12 protein-coding genes and 1 pseudogene are annotated in these 14,197 nt (G+C 71.5%); 4 read left to right on the forward strand and 9 right to left on the reverse strand.

The genetic code is table 11. The annotated features are described in order from the left end of the window. Positions 1-433: 433 nt before the first annotated feature. Positions 434-784, forward strand: a pseudogene (locus BMX65_RS06670) (winged helix-turn-helix domain-containing protein); the annotation flags it as partial. Positions 785-880: 96 nt separating this feature from the next. After that, positions 881-1,702: a TetR/AcrR family transcriptional regulator gene (locus tag BMX65_RS06675; protein ID WP_074999178.1), complete on the forward strand. Its 822-nt coding sequence runs from the start codon at positions 881-883 to the stop codon at positions 1,700-1,702. Positions 1,703-1,796: 94 nt separating this feature from the next. Here the strand turns inward: BMX65_RS06675 and BMX65_RS06680 are convergent, their stop codons facing one another. From BMX65_RS06680 to BMX65_RS06690, 3 genes are all read right to left on the reverse strand, one after another. Continuing rightward, positions 1,797-2,753, reverse strand: a complete 957-nt coding sequence (locus tag BMX65_RS06680) for a YceI family protein (RefSeq protein ID WP_239502052.1) — start codon at positions 2,751-2,753, stop codon at positions 1,797-1,799. Between the two features lie 360 nt (positions 2,754-3,113). Further along, a complete protein-coding gene (locus tag BMX65_RS06685; protein WP_239502075.1) occupies positions 3,114-5,666 on the reverse strand; it encodes an MFS transporter in 2,553 nt (850 codons plus the stop codon). A gap of 188 nt (positions 5,667-5,854) precedes the next feature. Beyond that, positions 5,855-6,334, reverse strand: coding sequence for a MarR family winged helix-turn-helix transcriptional regulator (locus BMX65_RS06690; RefSeq protein ID WP_074999303.1), 480 nt, complete (start codon positions 6,332-6,334; stop codon positions 5,855-5,857). Positions 6,335-6,642: 308 nt separating this feature from the next. Between BMX65_RS06690 and BMX65_RS06695 the strand changes: the two genes are divergently transcribed. Beyond that, complete coding sequence (locus tag BMX65_RS06695) at positions 6,643-6,864, forward strand: hypothetical protein (RefSeq protein ID WP_177214202.1); 222 nt, start codon at positions 6,643-6,645, stop codon at positions 6,862-6,864. A 303-nt stretch (positions 6,865-7,167) separates the two neighbouring features. Here BMX65_RS06695 and BMX65_RS06700 read toward each other — a convergent pair whose 3' ends face one another. The 5 genes from BMX65_RS06700 to BMX65_RS06715 all read right to left on the reverse strand — a co-directional run bounded on the left by BMX65_RS06700 (position 7,168) and on the right by BMX65_RS06715 (position 12,474). Beyond that, a complete protein-coding gene (locus tag BMX65_RS06700; RefSeq protein ID WP_074999180.1) occupies positions 7,168-8,037 on the reverse strand; it encodes a hypothetical protein in 870 nt (289 codons plus the stop codon). 357 nt (positions 8,038-8,394) lie between these two features. After that, positions 8,395-9,372, reverse strand: a complete 978-nt coding sequence (locus BMX65_RS06705) for an RNA polymerase sigma factor SigF (RefSeq protein ID WP_074999181.1) — start codon at positions 9,370-9,372, stop codon at positions 8,395-8,397. 199 nt (positions 9,373-9,571) lie between these two features. Next, a complete protein-coding gene (locus BMX65_RS06710) occupies positions 9,572-10,417 on the reverse strand; it encodes an RNA polymerase sigma factor SigF (protein ID WP_074999182.1) in 846 nt (281 codons plus the stop codon). A gap of 376 nt (positions 10,418-10,793) precedes the next feature. Further along, positions 10,794-10,958: a hypothetical protein gene (locus tag BMX65_RS32755; protein WP_177214203.1), complete on the reverse strand. Its 165-nt coding sequence runs from the start codon at positions 10,956-10,958 to the stop codon at positions 10,794-10,796. Between the two features lie 568 nt (positions 10,959-11,526). Continuing rightward, positions 11,527-12,474, reverse strand: coding sequence for an NADP-dependent oxidoreductase (locus BMX65_RS06715; RefSeq protein WP_074999183.1), 948 nt, complete (start codon positions 12,472-12,474; stop codon positions 11,527-11,529). Between the two features lie 640 nt (positions 12,475-13,114). Here BMX65_RS06715 and BMX65_RS06720 point away from each other — a divergent pair. Further along, positions 13,115-13,294, forward strand: coding sequence for a hypothetical protein (locus BMX65_RS06720; protein ID WP_074999184.1), 180 nt, complete (start codon positions 13,115-13,117; stop codon positions 13,292-13,294). A 111-nt stretch (positions 13,295-13,405) separates the two neighbouring features. Here BMX65_RS06720 and BMX65_RS06725 read toward each other — a convergent pair whose 3' ends face one another. Next, positions 13,406-13,981, reverse strand: a complete 576-nt coding sequence (locus BMX65_RS06725) for a CGNR zinc finger domain-containing protein (protein ID WP_074999185.1) — start codon at positions 13,979-13,981, stop codon at positions 13,406-13,408. Positions 13,982-14,197 lie beyond the last annotated feature (216 nt).

Below are 14,197 nucleotides of genomic sequence, written 5' to 3' on the forward strand. Positions count from 1 at the left end.
GCCCGAAGGTGAACCCATGGTGCGGAGTGGAGCGGGTGCAGTGCAGGTGCCGGCGGCGCAGCGGGCCGGGACGAGGAAGCAGGCGCGGGCGGAGGGAGCCGGGCGCTCCGAGGGGGCGACGCCAGGGGCCGAACGGGCCCCGCGGCAGCGAGGTGCCACGCGCGAGCGCGGCGACCAGCGGGAGCCCGGCATCCCGCGGCAGCGAAGTACCCCGCGGCAGCCCGGTACTCCGCGGGAGCATGCAGCCCCCCGCGCGCTCGCCACCCCGCGGCAGCGGAGTGCCCCGCGGGATCAAGCAACCCCGCGGGATCAAGCAACCCCGCGGCAGCCTGGCGCCCCGCGGGAGCACGCCACTCCGCAGGAGCCTGGCGCCCCGCGGGATCAAGCCACTCCGCAGGAGCCCGGCATCCCGCGGCAGACCGCCACCCCGCGGATGCTCGTCGTCGGGGACTTGGCGCTGGACGAGGAGAACCGCAGGGCGCGGCGCGGTGGGGTGTGGATCCGGCTGACCGCGACGGAGTTCGAGTTGCTGCGCTTCTTGATGCGCAACCCGGGCAGGGTGCTCAGCAAGGCGCAGATTCTCGACCGGGTGTGGAACTACGACGTGAGTCGCCGGGTCAACCTGGTCGAGATCTACATCTCGTATGTGCGACGGAAGATCGACACAGGCGGGGAGCCGCTGATCCACACGCGGCGCGGCGCGGGCTATGTCTTCAAACCCGGCGAGTCCGTCATACCGGCGTTCCGGTCGCCGAAGGCGGATGAAGGGCCGGATACGGATTAATATCGAGGGGTGACGGTCCGTGCTGATCTCGGCCGTTGCCGCCCCGTTCCGTCTTCCGACCGGCCCGCGGAGCCGGCCCCCCAAGGAGCGCGTGCCATGAGCGACGGCAGCCGCACGAGCCGGATGCGCAGGACCAGCGTGTGGCTGGAGGAACGGACGGAGAGCCGCCGCAGAGCCACCGGGAGCGGTCAGACCGAGGGGCTGGACCGGGAGAAGATCACGGCGGCTGCCGTACGGCTGCTGGACACCGAGGGGTTGGCGAAGTTCTCCATGCGCCGCCTGGCGGCCCGCCTGGGAGTCACCGCGATGTCCGTGTACTGGTATGTGGATCGCAAGGACGACCTGCTCGAGCTCGCGCTGGACGCCGTCGAGGGAGAGCTGGAGGTGCCGGACGCGGACGCTGCGGGGGCGGACTGGCGTGAGCAGTTGCGGCAGGCGGCCTACGCGCTGCGCGGACTCCTGCACCGCCACCCGTGGGCCTCGGGGACGCTGGGCAGCTTCCTGAACGTCGGGCCGAGCGCGATGTCCTTCCAACTGGGCGTGCGTCGCGTGCTGCTGCGCTCCGGGCTGCCCGAGCAGCAGGCCGACGGGGCGCTGGCGGCGCTGTTCTCGTTCGTCTACGGGCACGCCGCCGTAGACGCCAGTTGGCAACGGCGGTGCAGCGAGGCGGGGGTCAGTTCGCAGGACTGCGTGGACGCGCTGCGTTCCACGGTCGGTGCGCGCCCCGAGTACGCGGAGTGCGGCGCGGGCGTACGCGCAGAGGCCGTACGACCGGTCGAGCAGCGGGATTTCGGCGTCGCACTGGACTGCGTGATCGCCGGGATCGAGGCCATGGCGCGGTACGGGCGTGGCCCGGCCCCGCAGGACCGGGCCACGCCCGTGATTCCGCCCCAGCCCCCGGCTCCCGAGGACCGCTGACCGGCCAGGAGGCGCCGAGGACGGGGGACCGGCCGGCCGGCGCCGAGGACCGGGGACCGCCCTCGGCGCCTCCAGGCTGCCGGGGCGACTGGTCTCAGAACGGCAGTGACTCGCCTTGCACTGCCTGGATGTCCAGGTCCACCTTCAGGGTGGTTCCGACGGCGGCGATCCCGGCGGCGACGACCTGGTTGTAGTTCATCGCGAAGTCCGAGCGCCGCAGTTCGGCCGTGGCCCGGAAGGCGGCGCGCTGGCCGCCCCAGGGGTCGGGGCCGCTGCCCAGGTAGGTGAGGTCCAGGTCCACCTCCCGCACGACGCCGTGCATCTCGAGACGGCCGTGTACGGTCCACCGGTCCGGTCCGGCCACGTCGATGCCGGTGCTCCGGTAGGTGATGTCGGGGTGGTTCTCGACGTTGAGGAAGTCGCCCGAGCGCAGATGCTGGTCGCGCATGGCGTTGCCGGTCTGGATGGACTCCGCCTTGATGACGGCTTCCACTGACGACTTCTCCGGGTCCTGCGCGATCTCGATACGGCCGCCGAACTCGGTGAACCGGCCGTGCACGCTGGTCATCCCGAGGTGCTGAGCGCTCGCGGCCACCGTGGAGTGCATCGGGTCGATGGTCCACGGACCCGGTGGCGGCAGCTCGACACCGCCCTGCCGGGCCAGTACCAAAGCCCCCAGGTCCGCGCGCCCGGAGGCGGTGACCATCGCCGTGGACGCGGCGGGCGCGTAGCCCACTGCTGTCGCGATGACCGTGTACGCGCCCTGCGGCAGCGGCTGTCCGCTGTGCACGACGCCCTGTTCGTCGGCCTCGGCGCGCAGCACCTGGGCGCCCGTCATGTCGGTGACGGTCAGCACCGCGTGCTGCACCGCCCATCCGTCCCGGGTGCGCACCCTGGCCCGTACGCCGCCGCTCGCAGCCCCGGTCCCGGTCCCGGCCTTGGCCTCGGACACGGCCTTGGACTCGGACCCGGCCTCGGACCCGCCGTCGGCCCCGTTGCCGGTGACGCCGTCGGCTCCGCCCGGGTCCGCTCCGTTTGCCCCGCCTGTCATCTTTCTCCCAGCTCTCTCTCACCTGCGACGGCGAACCCCGGCGAGGTACACGCCGGTTTCCTGGTGTCGGGTCGTCCACCACGGTCCTGAGGGCGCCGACGGACCCCGGCCTCATGGCTGCACAGCCTCACAGCCTCACAGCCCCATGGAACTGATGGCACCCATGGCCTCATGGCCTCATGGCATCCATAGCCCCATGGCCCCAACGGTCTCGTGGATGACGGGCCCCGGCGTCCCGGCGGCGGGCCGTCCCTTGCCCGCGCTCGCGCAGTGCGCTGATCCGGGCCGCCGGGGCCCTTCCCCGAACCGGACCCGGCGGTGCGTGCTCCGCTCGTGTCACGCGCCGCCAGGACCGGGGGGTCATTCGTCCGGGTGGTGCAACTCGATGTCGTATGCGTCCACTCCGGGCCCGGTCACATGCAGGGCGTTCGCCTGGGGCGGGTAGCCGCCGGCAATGACCGAGTAGTCGCCCGCGTCCAGGTCGGTGAAGGCGTAGGCGCCGTCCTCACCGGTGGTGGACGTGGCGATGACGTTGCCCGCCGCGTCGACGAGCGTGACCCGCGCGTCGGGCAGCGGCCTGCGCGCGTTCCCGGCGCGCACGGTGCCGGTCACCCGGGCGCCCGTGGCCAGGTCGACGTCCAGCCGGGTCGTGCCCTGGCCCTGCACCTCGACCGGGAGGGCGGTGGGCCGGTGGCCGGGCGCGTTCACGGCGACCGTGAAGCTGCCGGTGACCAGTTCGTCGAACCGGTACTCGCCCGTCTCGCCGGTGACGCCCGTGGCGAGCACCTCGCCGCGGACATCCGTGACGACGACCATCGCGCCCTGCACGGGGGCGCCGTCGGCCCGGCCGCGGACCTGGCCCGAGAGGCCGCTGGTGCCCGAGAGCAGCAGGTCGTGGCTGAGGGGTTCCTCGCCGACCACGACCGTGGACGCCTGCGGCTGGTGGCCGTCGGCGGCCGCGATCAGCACGTAGGAGCCGGCTCCGGGTGCGTCCAGCCCGTAGGAGCCGTCCGCGTGGGCGACGGAGCGGCCCAGTTGGCGGCCGCTGAGCGAGATCAGGGTGACGGCCGCACGGGCGACGCCGATTCCTTCCGCGTTGCGGACGGTGCCGTAGACGCCGTAGCCGCTGGTCGGCATCGGTGCCGGGGACTGTGCTGTGGCCATGGCCGCGTACTCCCTGAGCTGCTGGGTGTCGGCCCCCGACGCGGTGCCCGCGGGCGCCCAGGTGGGGGCGGTCACCGCGGAGTTCTGCGGTGCGGTGGCCGCGGACGGCGTGTGCCCGCGGTGCGGTGCGGCCGTCGCCGCGGCCGGAACGGGGGCTTCGGCCTCTCTGGCGGCGTCCGTGTCCGCGACCGCGTCGGCAGGGTGCTCCGCCGCGGCGGAGCCGTTCTCGTCTTCGCTCGCTTGGTGCCCGGAGGTGGTCCGCAGCGGGACCTCCCGGATGAACAGCACGCACACCAGCGCCAGCAGTGCGACCGGCGCGGCGTACAGGTAGATGTCACCGATGCCGTGCCCGTAGGCGCTCTCGACGACGGTACGGACCGGCGGGGGCAGCTCGTCCAGGTCCGGCAGGGCGCTGCCGCCACCGCCGGTGGCGCCGCCGCCCGGCTTGATGCCGAGCTTGGCGAAGCCGTCCTCGATGTAGTGGGTGATCCGGTTGGAGAGCACGGCGCCGAGTGCCGAGACGCCGACCGCACCGCCCAGGGAACGGAAGAAGTTGACCGTGGAGCTGGCGGCCCCGAGGTCGTTGACCGCCACCTGGTTCTGGGTGGCGAGCACCAGGTTCTGCATCATCATGCCGACGCCGAGGCCGAGCAGCGCCATGAAGATCGCCATGTGCCAGTACTCGGTGTCGTACCGCAGTGTTCCCAGCAGGCCCATGCCCGCGGCCATCAGCACGCCGCCGGAGATCAGGAACTTCTTCCACTTGCCCGTCCGGGTGATGATCTGCCCGGAGACGGTGGTGGAGACGAACAGCCCGCCGATCATCGGGATGGTCATGACGCCGGCCATCGTGGGGGACTTCCCCCGGGCGAGCTGGAAGTACTGGCTGAGGAAGACCGTCGCGCCGAACATCGCGATACCGACGAAGAGCGAGGCGATCGCGGCCAGCGTGATGGTGCTGTTGCGGAACAGCCGCAGCGGGATGATGGGCTCCTTGGCCTTCGACTCGACGAGTACGAAGATCAGGCCCAGCACGATCGATCCGCCGACCATCGTGTAGGTCTGCCAGGACAGCCAGTCGTACTTGTCCCCGGCGAAGGTGACCCACAGCAGCAGGGTGGAGGCGGCGGCGGCGATGAAGAACGCGCCCGCCCAGTCCACCTTGACGCCCGGCCGCTTGACGACGGGCAGGTGCAGGGTCTTCTGCAGGACGATCAGTGCGATGACGGCGAACGGGACACCGACGTAGAAGCACCAGCGCCAGCCGAGCCAGCTCGTGTCGGTGATCACGCCGCCGAGCAGCGGGCCGCCGACGGTGGCGATCGCGAAGGTGGCGCCGAGGTAGCCGCTGTAGCGGCCGCGCTCCCGGGGGGAGATCATCGCGGCCATGATGATCTGGGCGAGGGCCGAGAGGCCGCCCATGCCGATGCCCTGCGCGACCCGGAAGGAGATCAGCGTTCCCGGGTTCTGCGACAGGCCGGCTCCGGCCGAGGCCAGGACGAAGACGATCAGGGCTATCTGCACCAGCAGCTTCTTGCTGGTGAGGTCGGCCAGCTTGCCCCAGAGCGGGGTCGAGGCGGTCATCGCCAGCAGCGACGCGGTCACGACCCAGGTGTAGGAGCTCTGGCTGCCGTTCAGATCGGAGATGATCTTGGGCAGCGCCGTGGAGACGATCGTCGACGACAGGATGGCGACGAACATGCCGAGCAGCAGCCCGGAGAGCGCCTCCATGATCTGCCGGTGTGTCATCGGTGCCGTGCGCCCGGATGCCGTCGCGGTGGTGTCCGCCGCCGCGGCCGACTCGGCCCCGGCAGCCTGGATGCGGCCGGACGACGCGGCGTGCGCCGCGTGCCGGGCCCCACCGCCGGCTCCCTGCGCGGCGTCGCGTGACCCCCCAGCCGGCGGCTGGGATCGGGTTGTTGCCATTCGGCGTCCTTCTAACTCAGTGGTGCGGTCGGTGTTGTCTCGTGGGGCGTCCCGCCGCGGGCGCGGCAGTCCCCGAAGCTGGTACGGAGCCGGCTGAGCAGCGTGTTGAGCCGGGCGACGTCCTCGTCGCTCCAGTCCTGCAGGTGGGAGGCGAATGCCTCGACGAGATGCGCGGTGAGGTCCGCGAGGAACCGTTCACCGCTCTCGCTGATCCGCAGCAGTCGGGACCTGCCGTCCTGCGGATCGGGGCGGCGCTCGATCCAGCCGCGGTCGGCGACGTGGGTGACGTGCCTGCTGGTGACCGACATGTCGATCGCCATCAGCTCGGCCAGTCTGCTGGTGCGCATCTCCCCGTGCTTGTCCAGGAGCGTCAGGACGGCCGCCGAGGCGGGTGGGCACTCCGGGGGGAGGCCGCGCGCCATCTCTCGTTTGACGGCGCCGATGGCGCTGATCTGCCGGGCCAGCTCCTCGTACTGACTGCGTTCGGCCATCTGCACCCCATGTACTTGTTGCTTAAGGCAACCATACGGATGGTTGGTTGCTGTAGGCAAATTGATTTCGGACAACCCAGGCAAACGCTTGGCAAAGAGCGTGTGTGCTGCTGGTATGCGCCCGCGAGGGGGCGGTGGGGCCGGCGTGGGCGGCCGGATACCGGACACGGAGTGCGGTCGACTGTGCGCAGGGAGGTACGGGAGGAGGTGGTGGGGTGATCGGCGGTGGGCCGGGTGTGAGGGAGTGCACAGCCTCCTCCCCGGTGCGGCTGTGCCATCCGGGGGAGGGTTCGCTAGGGTCCTGGGACATGGCTCACAACCCGCAGGCGCCGCAGGGTCCGGACGGACAGGCACACGACCCGGCAGGCAGCACGCAGATGTTCCGCGCCTTCGTCGACGAGGGCAGTCCCCGGCCCGGCAGCAGGCAGGCAGCCGCACCGGCCCCCGCGGGTCCCCGGGTCGGCGTGATCGTCGGCGTCGTCGTCGCGCTCGTCGTTCTCGCCGGTGTCGCCTGGCTCGCCTTCTCCTGACGGCGTGACAGTTCACCTGGCGGCGTGGCGGCGTGGCGGCGTGACGGCGTGACGCCCTGACGGCGTGTCGTCGGCTGACGCCCTGTGAGGTGCCGCCGATGTGCGGGCGTCCGATGGCCTGATGCCCGCACGGGGGTGACGGCGTCGGACGAGCCCGGCGGCCCCATCCTGACGCCCCGACTGCCGACTGCCGACTGCCGACTGCCGACTGCCGACTGCCGACCGCCGACCGCCGACCGCCGACCGCCCGGCGGCTCCGGAGGGCTGCTCCGGGACCGGGATCGGGGTCGGGACCGGGTGCGGCTACTTCCAGCCGGTCAGCCGGACCTCGCGGGTCTCGATGTGCATGCCCAACGGCACGCGCCAGGCGGCCACGCACACCTTCCAGGTCTTCTCCTTCGCCTGCCCGGCCGCGATCGGTACGGGCAGCGCATGTGTGCTCTCGCGGGTGGCCCAGTCCACGCCGAGGGCGCCGATGATGTGCGTGCCGAAGGTGACCCTGCCCCCGGTGACCGCCTGGCCGCCGGAGTTGGTGAGGCGGACGGTCACCTTCTCGCACCACCGGTCGTCCGCCTTCTCCCGCCGCGGCTTGCCCGCTGCCAGCACGGCGGGCCCGCTCGGCGGGTCCGGGACGGGCGAATCCGGGGCGTCCGGTCCGGACGAGCCGCTTCCGGGGGACGGGTTCCCGCCGGAGCCGCCGCCGGAGCCGCCGCCTGTGCGGGAACCGGGCGAGTTGCCGGCCGAGCCCGGGGCCGCCGAACCGGACCGCTCCGCGCCCGGACCACCGCCGTCCTGGGTGCCGCCGGCGCCGCCGGTGCCGCCGGTGCCGCTCTTCGCGCCCGGTCCGCCCCCGGCGCGCTCCGCATCAGCGCTCCCGCCACCGCGCGCCCCTTTCGAGGCGCTGTCGCCGCTCGGTGTGCTGTCGCCGCCGCGGCCGGAGCCGCTGTCGGAATCGTCCGCGCCGTCGGGCAGCGGCACCATCCGGACTTTGCCGTCCGGCCGTACCGGATCGCCGCTCCGTGCCGCCGGATCCGCCGCGCCGACCGCCACATAGCCGTCGTCGTCGCCCGCGCCGCAGCCGGCGACCAGCGGCGTCCCGAGACAGACGAGAGCCGCCGAGGCGGCTAACCGGCTGCCTCGACGGCTTCGTGTCGTGCTCCCCTGGGTCCGCATGGCGTCAGTGTTGCTGACGCCTCATCAGAAGTGAAGCCTCTGTCGGCGGTTCCAGGTGTCCCTTCCGCGGTGCTCCTCGTTCTCCCGGCCCTTGTCGGCACCCCTCTCCGTGTCCCTGCGGCTCTCTTCCCCGACATCCCCGCAGGTGTGCCGCGGACAGTGCGTCGCGGCCCTGCTGTCGGGGTCTCTGCCGACGTTTCTGCCGACGTTTCTGCGGGCGTTTCTGCGGGCGTTTCTGCGGGCGTATCTGCTGGTGTTTGTGTCGGCGTTTGTATCGGTGTGTGTGCTGATCTCTCTGCAGGTGTCCCGGTCGATATCCCTGCCGTCGTCCCCCGTGCCACTCCGCCCCCGTTCCGGTCAGTCCTCCGCGATCAGCCCTTCGCGCAACTGTGCGAGCGTGCGCGTCAGCAGCCGGGAGACATGCATCTGGGAGATGCCGACCTCCTCGCCGATCTGCGACTGCGTCATGTTCGCGAAGAAGCGCAGCATGATGATCTGACGCTCCCGCGGCGGGAGCTTGGCCAGCAGCGGCTTGAGGGACTCCCGGTACTCGACGCCCTCCAGCGCACTGTCCTCGTAGCCCAGCCGGTCCGCGAGCGAGCCCTCGCCGCCGTCCTCCTCCAGCGCCGGGGAGTCCAGCGAGGAGGCGGTGTAGGCGTTGCCGACGGCCAGCCCGTCGACCACGTCCTCCTCGGAGACGCCGAGGCAGCTCGCGAGTTCGGTCACGGTCGGGGAGCGGTCCAGGGTCTGCGACAGCTCGTCGCTCGCCTTCGTCAGCGCCAGCCGCAGCTCCTGGAGGCGCCTGGGCACCCGCACCGACCACGAGGTGTCGCGGAAGAAGCGCTTGATCTCCCCGACGACGGTCGGCATCGCGAACGTGGGGAACTCCACGCCCCGTTCGCAGTCGAAGCGGTCGATCGCCTTGATCAGGCCGATGGTGCCGACCTGGACGATGTCCTCCATCGGCTCGTTCCTGCTGCGGAAGCGGGCCGCGGCGTAGCGGACGAGCGGCAGGTTCAGCTCGATGAGGGTGTCGCGGACGTACATCCGCTCCGCGGTGTTGGCCCTCCCCGGTGGGTCGGCCGCCGCCTTGTCCAGCGCGGCGAGGCGCTGGAAGAGGGAGCGGGACAGGGTGCGGGTGTCGAGCGTGTCGCTGCCCGGCAACGCCGTCGCGGCCCCGGCGAGCTCTGCCGGCGCCTCTGCCGCGAGGTCGTCCGGCGCCACTTCGTCGAGCATCGGTGGCACACTGCCGGGCTCGGCGGGCCCGGGAGGTGCCCCCGGGGTCGGGGACGTGTTCTCGGCGAGCACCTTGGAGCTGCCCAGTTCTACGGACATGCCACCCCCTTGAGGTCGCGGACGGTCGCTGCGGCGCCCTCGGCTCGGAGGGAAGCACCTCCCCCTCCATACCGGGCACGCCACTGCGGCAAACGCAGCTCTTGCAGAATGTCACAAGTAGGCAACGCGACGTAGCCTCATGTCGATAAAACTGCACAGTTGAGAGCGATGGGACGGAAGTTGACGTCGCTTGATCCGGTTACGCGTCGATGCGATTCGCGGCGCGCAGCCGCGCGAAGCTGCGCGAGAGCAGCCGCGACACGTGCATCTGGGAGACCCCGAGCTCGGCGCTGATCTGGGACTGCGTCAGATTCCGGTAGTACCGCAGCAGCAGGATCCGCTGCTCCCGTTCGGGCAGTTGTACGAGCAGATGGCGGACGAGGTCCCGATGCTCCACCCCGTCCAGCTCGGGGTCCTCGTAGCCGAGCCGGTCCAGCAGTCCCGGCATCCCGTCCTCGCGTTCCTGCGCGGCCTCCAGCGAGGTGGCCCGATAGGCCCGTCCGGCCTCGATGCAGGCCAGCACCTCCTCCTCGCTGATCTTCAACCGCTCGGCGATCTCGGCCGTGGTCGGGGACCGGCCGTGCAGCGTCGTCAGGTCCTCGGTCGCGCCGCTGACCTGGACCCACATCTCGTGCAGCCGGCGCGGCACGTGCACGGTGCGCACGTTGTCCCGGAAGTAGCGGCGGATCTCCCCGACGATCGTCGGCATCGCGAAGGTCGGAAACTGCACCCCGCGTCCCGCGTCGAACCGGTCGATGGCGTTGATCAGGCCGATGGTGCCGACCTGGACGACGTCCTCCATCGGCTCGTTCCTGCTGCGGAACCGCGCCGCGACATACCGCACCAGCGGCAGATTGGCCTCGATGAGGGCGGCGCGGATCCGCTCGCGCTCGGCCGAGCCGTGCTCGTGCCGGGCGAGCTGCTCGAAGAGGGACTGGGTCAGCGCCCGGGTCCGTGCCGCTCTTTCCCGCTGCGCCTCGGCGGGGGAAGGGGGCGCTTCGGCGTCGCCGGAGGGAGTCTGGGTGGGGGTACGGGTCCCGTCCACTCAGCCACCACCCCTTACGGTGCAGATCTGTCCTGGTCGATCATGTGGACCGCGTCGCGTGCTGCGCTTGCTCGGCGTGCCCCTGCCATGTCACCCGCGGTGTCGGTGCGGGCGCGATTCATCAGCCAAAAAGCGGTCATAGCATCACAAGACATGTGCACCGTGTGCAAGCACCGAATGACTCCGTGTTGCCTACCAGTTGCGCCGGGGCGCACGCCGGTCGCACTGCCGAGGAGAACGCAGGCCGCAGCGGCGGTATGTGCGCGCCGACGGGGAGCGGTAGGGGCGCGGCGGGGTGTGACAGGGCGGGACGGGGCCCGCGGCGCCGTTCGCGGCGCCGTTCGCGAGGGGCTGCGGCGAAGGGCTGAGCGAGGGCTCAGTTGATCAGCGAGGTCATGAACCGGCCGACGCCCTGGGCCGCACTGGAGATGCCTTCGAAACCTATCTGGACCAAGTCGGCCGAGCGTTCGGGGGACGTGATGATCGTGTACAGCACGAAGACGACAAGCACGTAGCCCGCGATCTTCTTCGTCTGCGCCATCGCGCTGTCCCTCCCCCGGGCGTTCCGACCCCCGAGTGTTCGATCATCGACACCCTGTCCACCGATGTGGCGGTGCGAGTGTAGCGGGAACAGTGAGCCGCCAGCAGGTGAAGGAGATTCCGGCCTCTCCCGCCTCCCGCTTCCCGCACGTGTCTTCCCGCCTCGCGCACATCTCGGCTCCTCCCCTCCTCCCCCCTCCTCTTCTCTTCTCCTCCCTCTTCGGTCGGCGTGGCGAGGGCCGTGCGACGCCCTGGGAGGGCCGTGGGAGGGCGTTGCGAGGCTGTGCGACGCCGTGGCGGGGCCGGGGAGGGCGCTGCGGGGCTGTGCGGGGGCACTGCACGAGGGACGGGGACGGCCCCGCCCGGACCCGCCGACGCGACTGCCGGAGCGGCGCTGTGCGGGCGTCCCAGCAGCGCAGGGTGAACCGCAGAGCGAACCGCAGGGTGAACCGCAGCGCGAACGCTGAGCAGCGCAGTGCGGGACGGGCGCAGGTCCGGTGCGGGACGGCAGCGGCGGTGCGGGACGGCAGCCGCGGAGCGGCTTGTGGCCCGGTGCCGGGAAAGCCGGCTCAGGTGAGGAGGACGGTCTTTCCCCGGGCGCCTCCCGCGCGGTTGCGTGCCACGGCCCCCGGCGCCTCGTCGAGTGGCACCTCGACCTCGATCGGCACGGTCAGCGGACCGCTGTCGATCTCCTCGCCGAGCCGTTCCAGCAGTTCGGCGGAGGCCGCGAGGTGGTAGTTGATGCCTTCGATGCGGCGTCCGTGGAGGGCGTCCAGCGAGGCCGCGTCCAGGGTGGAGACGGCCACGCCGCCGTCCCGGACCAGTGCCGTGTTCCGGGCGAACTCCTCGGCCGACGTCGACCCCAAGTCGACCAGCGCGTCCACGCCGCCGGGGTACTCCTCCCGGACGGCCGCTGCCAGCTCCGTCGTACGGACGTCGACGGCCGACGCCGCGCCGAAGGCGCCCATCCGTGCCTGGTCGTGGCCGTGCGTGGCGGCGATCACGCGCAGCCCACGAGCTGACGCGAGCTGGGTGAGGAAGGTGCCGACGCCGCCCGCGGCTCCGATGATCAGCACGCTCTCGTATGAGCGCAGCGCTGCGGAGTCCATGATTCCGAGGGCCGTCATGCCCGCGGTGGGGGCGCCCGCCGCGGTGGTGAGCGGGATGCTGGTGGGGGCGCGTGCGATGCTGCCCGCTTCGTTGACCACCACGTACTCCGCGTACGTCCCGCCGCCCACCGGTTCGCTCACCACGTGGCCGAAGACCTGTTCACCCGGGGTGAAGCGGTACGCCTCGGCGCCGCAGCTCTCCACGGTCCCGGCGAAGTCCGCCCCCATGACGAGCGGGAAGTCGTAAGGGACCAGGCTCTCCAGCATGCCCTCGGCGATCTTCCAGTCCAGCGGGTTCAGGCCCGCCGCCACGACCCGGACCAGCACCTCGCCCTCGCCGGGCTCGGGCCGCCTCGCCTGCAGGATCTCGGGCCGCCCGTTCCGCTCCCGTACACCGACAGCACGCATCCACCCGCGCCTCCCTGCTCCCCCCTGGGACCAGCGGACCTCTCTCAACGTACGACAGCACACAGTCCCCCGCAGAGCACCGGCGCTCCCGGTGCGGAACGAGGCGGGAAACGGCAGCGCGACAGGAGGCGGGCGGCGCTGTGCACCGTCGCGGGGAGGCGGGGGTTCCGGGAAAGAGCGGGTTCTCTCCGGCCGCGGTTTTCCGGCGAGGCGGAGCCGAAACCGTACCGGAAAAACGGCAGGAACAATGCTAGTCTGCAGCCAGCAGCGTCATTGCTGACGGTCCGCAGGATGCGGACCCCGCACCTTTGTCGGAACGAAGAGCGGGGCCGCGGACGAGGACCTCCGATGGGCTCATCCCGTGCCGGGGGTGGGCCCATCATCTCGTAGGGGAACTACCACAGTTGCTCTGTCCGGACGGCGTAGTACACCGCCTGGAAGAGGCCGGCGATCGCTCGTGCGAGATCAGCGAAACGCTGCAATGTCGTCCTCGCCGGTTCAGACTTCCAGCCCGCACCGGCCATTTCTCCTCACCCCCTCTCAAAGGGAGGTTGGGATGACGATACAGCAACGTGCAAGCACATCCCGAAGAAAAACGCCATTATTGTTCCGGCGAATTGTCGAATGGCAATCCTGGGCAATGCGTGAATTGCTCCCTCCGGCGGACTCGGCGGACTCGGCGGACTCGGCGGACTCGGCGGACTCGGCGGACTCGGCGGACTCGGCGGACTCGGCGGACTCGGCGGACTCGGTGGACTCGGCCGGCTCGGCGGGCCGCTGGGAAGCCGTGCCGTACGTGCCGCCCGCGCCGGAGGCGTAGCTCGCGCTGCACATGCCGGACGAGCAGCCGGCGCCTTCCTTCTGTCCGGGCGAAGTCTTCTCCCGTCCGGGCGGTCCGGGCTCCTCCTGGTCGTCGCCGGGGAGCGGGGGCTCAGTCGGCGGGAGCGGCCGCTCCGGTGGCTCCGGCCTGCTTCGCGCTGTGCCGCCGGGCCTTGGCCCGGTTTCCGCAGACGCGCATCGAGCACCAGCGGCGGCTGCGGTTCTTGGAGGCGTCCCAGAAGACCCAGGCGCATGTGTGCTCGGAGCAGCGCTTGAGCCGTGCGGCCTCCCCCGTGAGGGTCAGCTCGCACCAGGCGATCGCGAGTGCGGCCAGGGCCCTTCGGGCCGGAGGAAGGTCCGGCGCGGGGGACAGGGCGCCGCCGTCCGGGCCGCGGCCGACGCTGACCAGTACGGGAAGTTCGCGCAGTGCTTCGTCGGCTCCGGCGCTGAGTGCAGGGTCGGCGTGGTCCCCGACGTTGACTCCCAGCTCCTCCCGGACGCCGGCGCGCAGACGCAGGCAGAGGGCGTGGTCCCCGGGGCCGACCTCGTGTCCGCGGTCCAGCATCCCCCGCTCGGCGAGCCAGGTGGCGAGTCCGCCCGCCGAGTCCAGCTCGTCGGTGCCGAGCTCCACGTCGACGGTGTTGGCGAAGGCTTCGATCAGTTGGGCCGAAGCCGGGGCATCACGCATGGCCACCTCCTCCCGGCCCCACTCTACCCCCGACTAACCGGCTAACTGTTTTACCGGTAGCGGAAGTGTGCGGTGCTGTGCCAGACTCCGGTCTCGCCCTAACTGGTGAACACGATTAGGTGGTTAGGGAGAGGGCTCCGAGGTGGCTCTGGGGCGGCTCGCCGCGTGTCCGTGCGGCCGTGTACAGGCGGCTTGCGGCGATTTCTTCGGTTCCGA

Origin of the sequence: Streptomyces qinglanensis (genome assembly GCF_900111245.1) — a bacterium.
Classification (GTDB): Bacteria; Actinomycetota; Actinomycetes; order Streptomycetales; family Streptomycetaceae; genus Streptomyces; species Streptomyces qinglanensis.

What these genes read in the sequence shown, in the direction of transcription:
- BMX65_RS06700 (WP_074999180.1), bottom strand. Translation starts at nt 8,037, where the DNA reads ATGCGGACCCAGGGGAGCACGACACGAAGCCGTCGAGGCAGCCGGTTA.
- BMX65_RS06725 (WP_074999185.1), bottom strand. Translation starts at nt 13,981, where the DNA reads ATGCGTGATGCCCCGGCTTCGGCCCAACTGATCGAAGCCTTCGCCAAC.
- BMX65_RS06675 (WP_074999178.1), top strand. Translation starts at nt 881, where the DNA reads ATGAGCGACGGCAGCCGCACGAGCCGGATGCGCAGGACCAGCGTGTGG.
- BMX65_RS06690 (WP_074999303.1), bottom strand. Translation starts at nt 6,334, where the DNA reads ATGGCCGAACGCAGTCAGTACGAGGAGCTGGCCCGGCAGATCAGCGCC.
- BMX65_RS06720 (WP_074999184.1), top strand. Translation starts at nt 13,115, where the DNA reads ATGCGTGAATTGCTCCCTCCGGCGGACTCGGCGGACTCGGCGGACTCG.
- BMX65_RS06695 (WP_177214202.1), top strand. Translation starts at nt 6,643, where the DNA reads ATGGCTCACAACCCGCAGGCGCCGCAGGGTCCGGACGGACAGGCACAC.
- BMX65_RS06685 (WP_239502075.1), bottom strand. Translation starts at nt 5,666, where the DNA reads ATGACACACCGGCAGATCATGGAGGCGCTCTCCGGGCTGCTGCTCGGC.
- BMX65_RS06715 (WP_074999183.1), bottom strand. Translation starts at nt 12,474, where the DNA reads ATGCGTGCTGTCGGTGTACGGGAGCGGAACGGGCGGCCCGAGATCCTG.
- BMX65_RS06705 (WP_074999181.1), bottom strand. Translation starts at nt 9,372, where the DNA reads ATGTCCGTAGAACTGGGCAGCTCCAAGGTGCTCGCCGAGAACACGTCC.
- BMX65_RS32755 (WP_177214203.1), bottom strand. Translation starts at nt 10,958, where the DNA reads ATGGCGCAGACGAAGAAGATCGCGGGCTACGTGCTTGTCGTCTTCGTG.
- BMX65_RS06680 (WP_239502052.1), bottom strand. Translation starts at nt 2,753, where the DNA reads ATGACAGGCGGGGCAAACGGAGCGGACCCGGGCGGAGCCGACGGCGTC.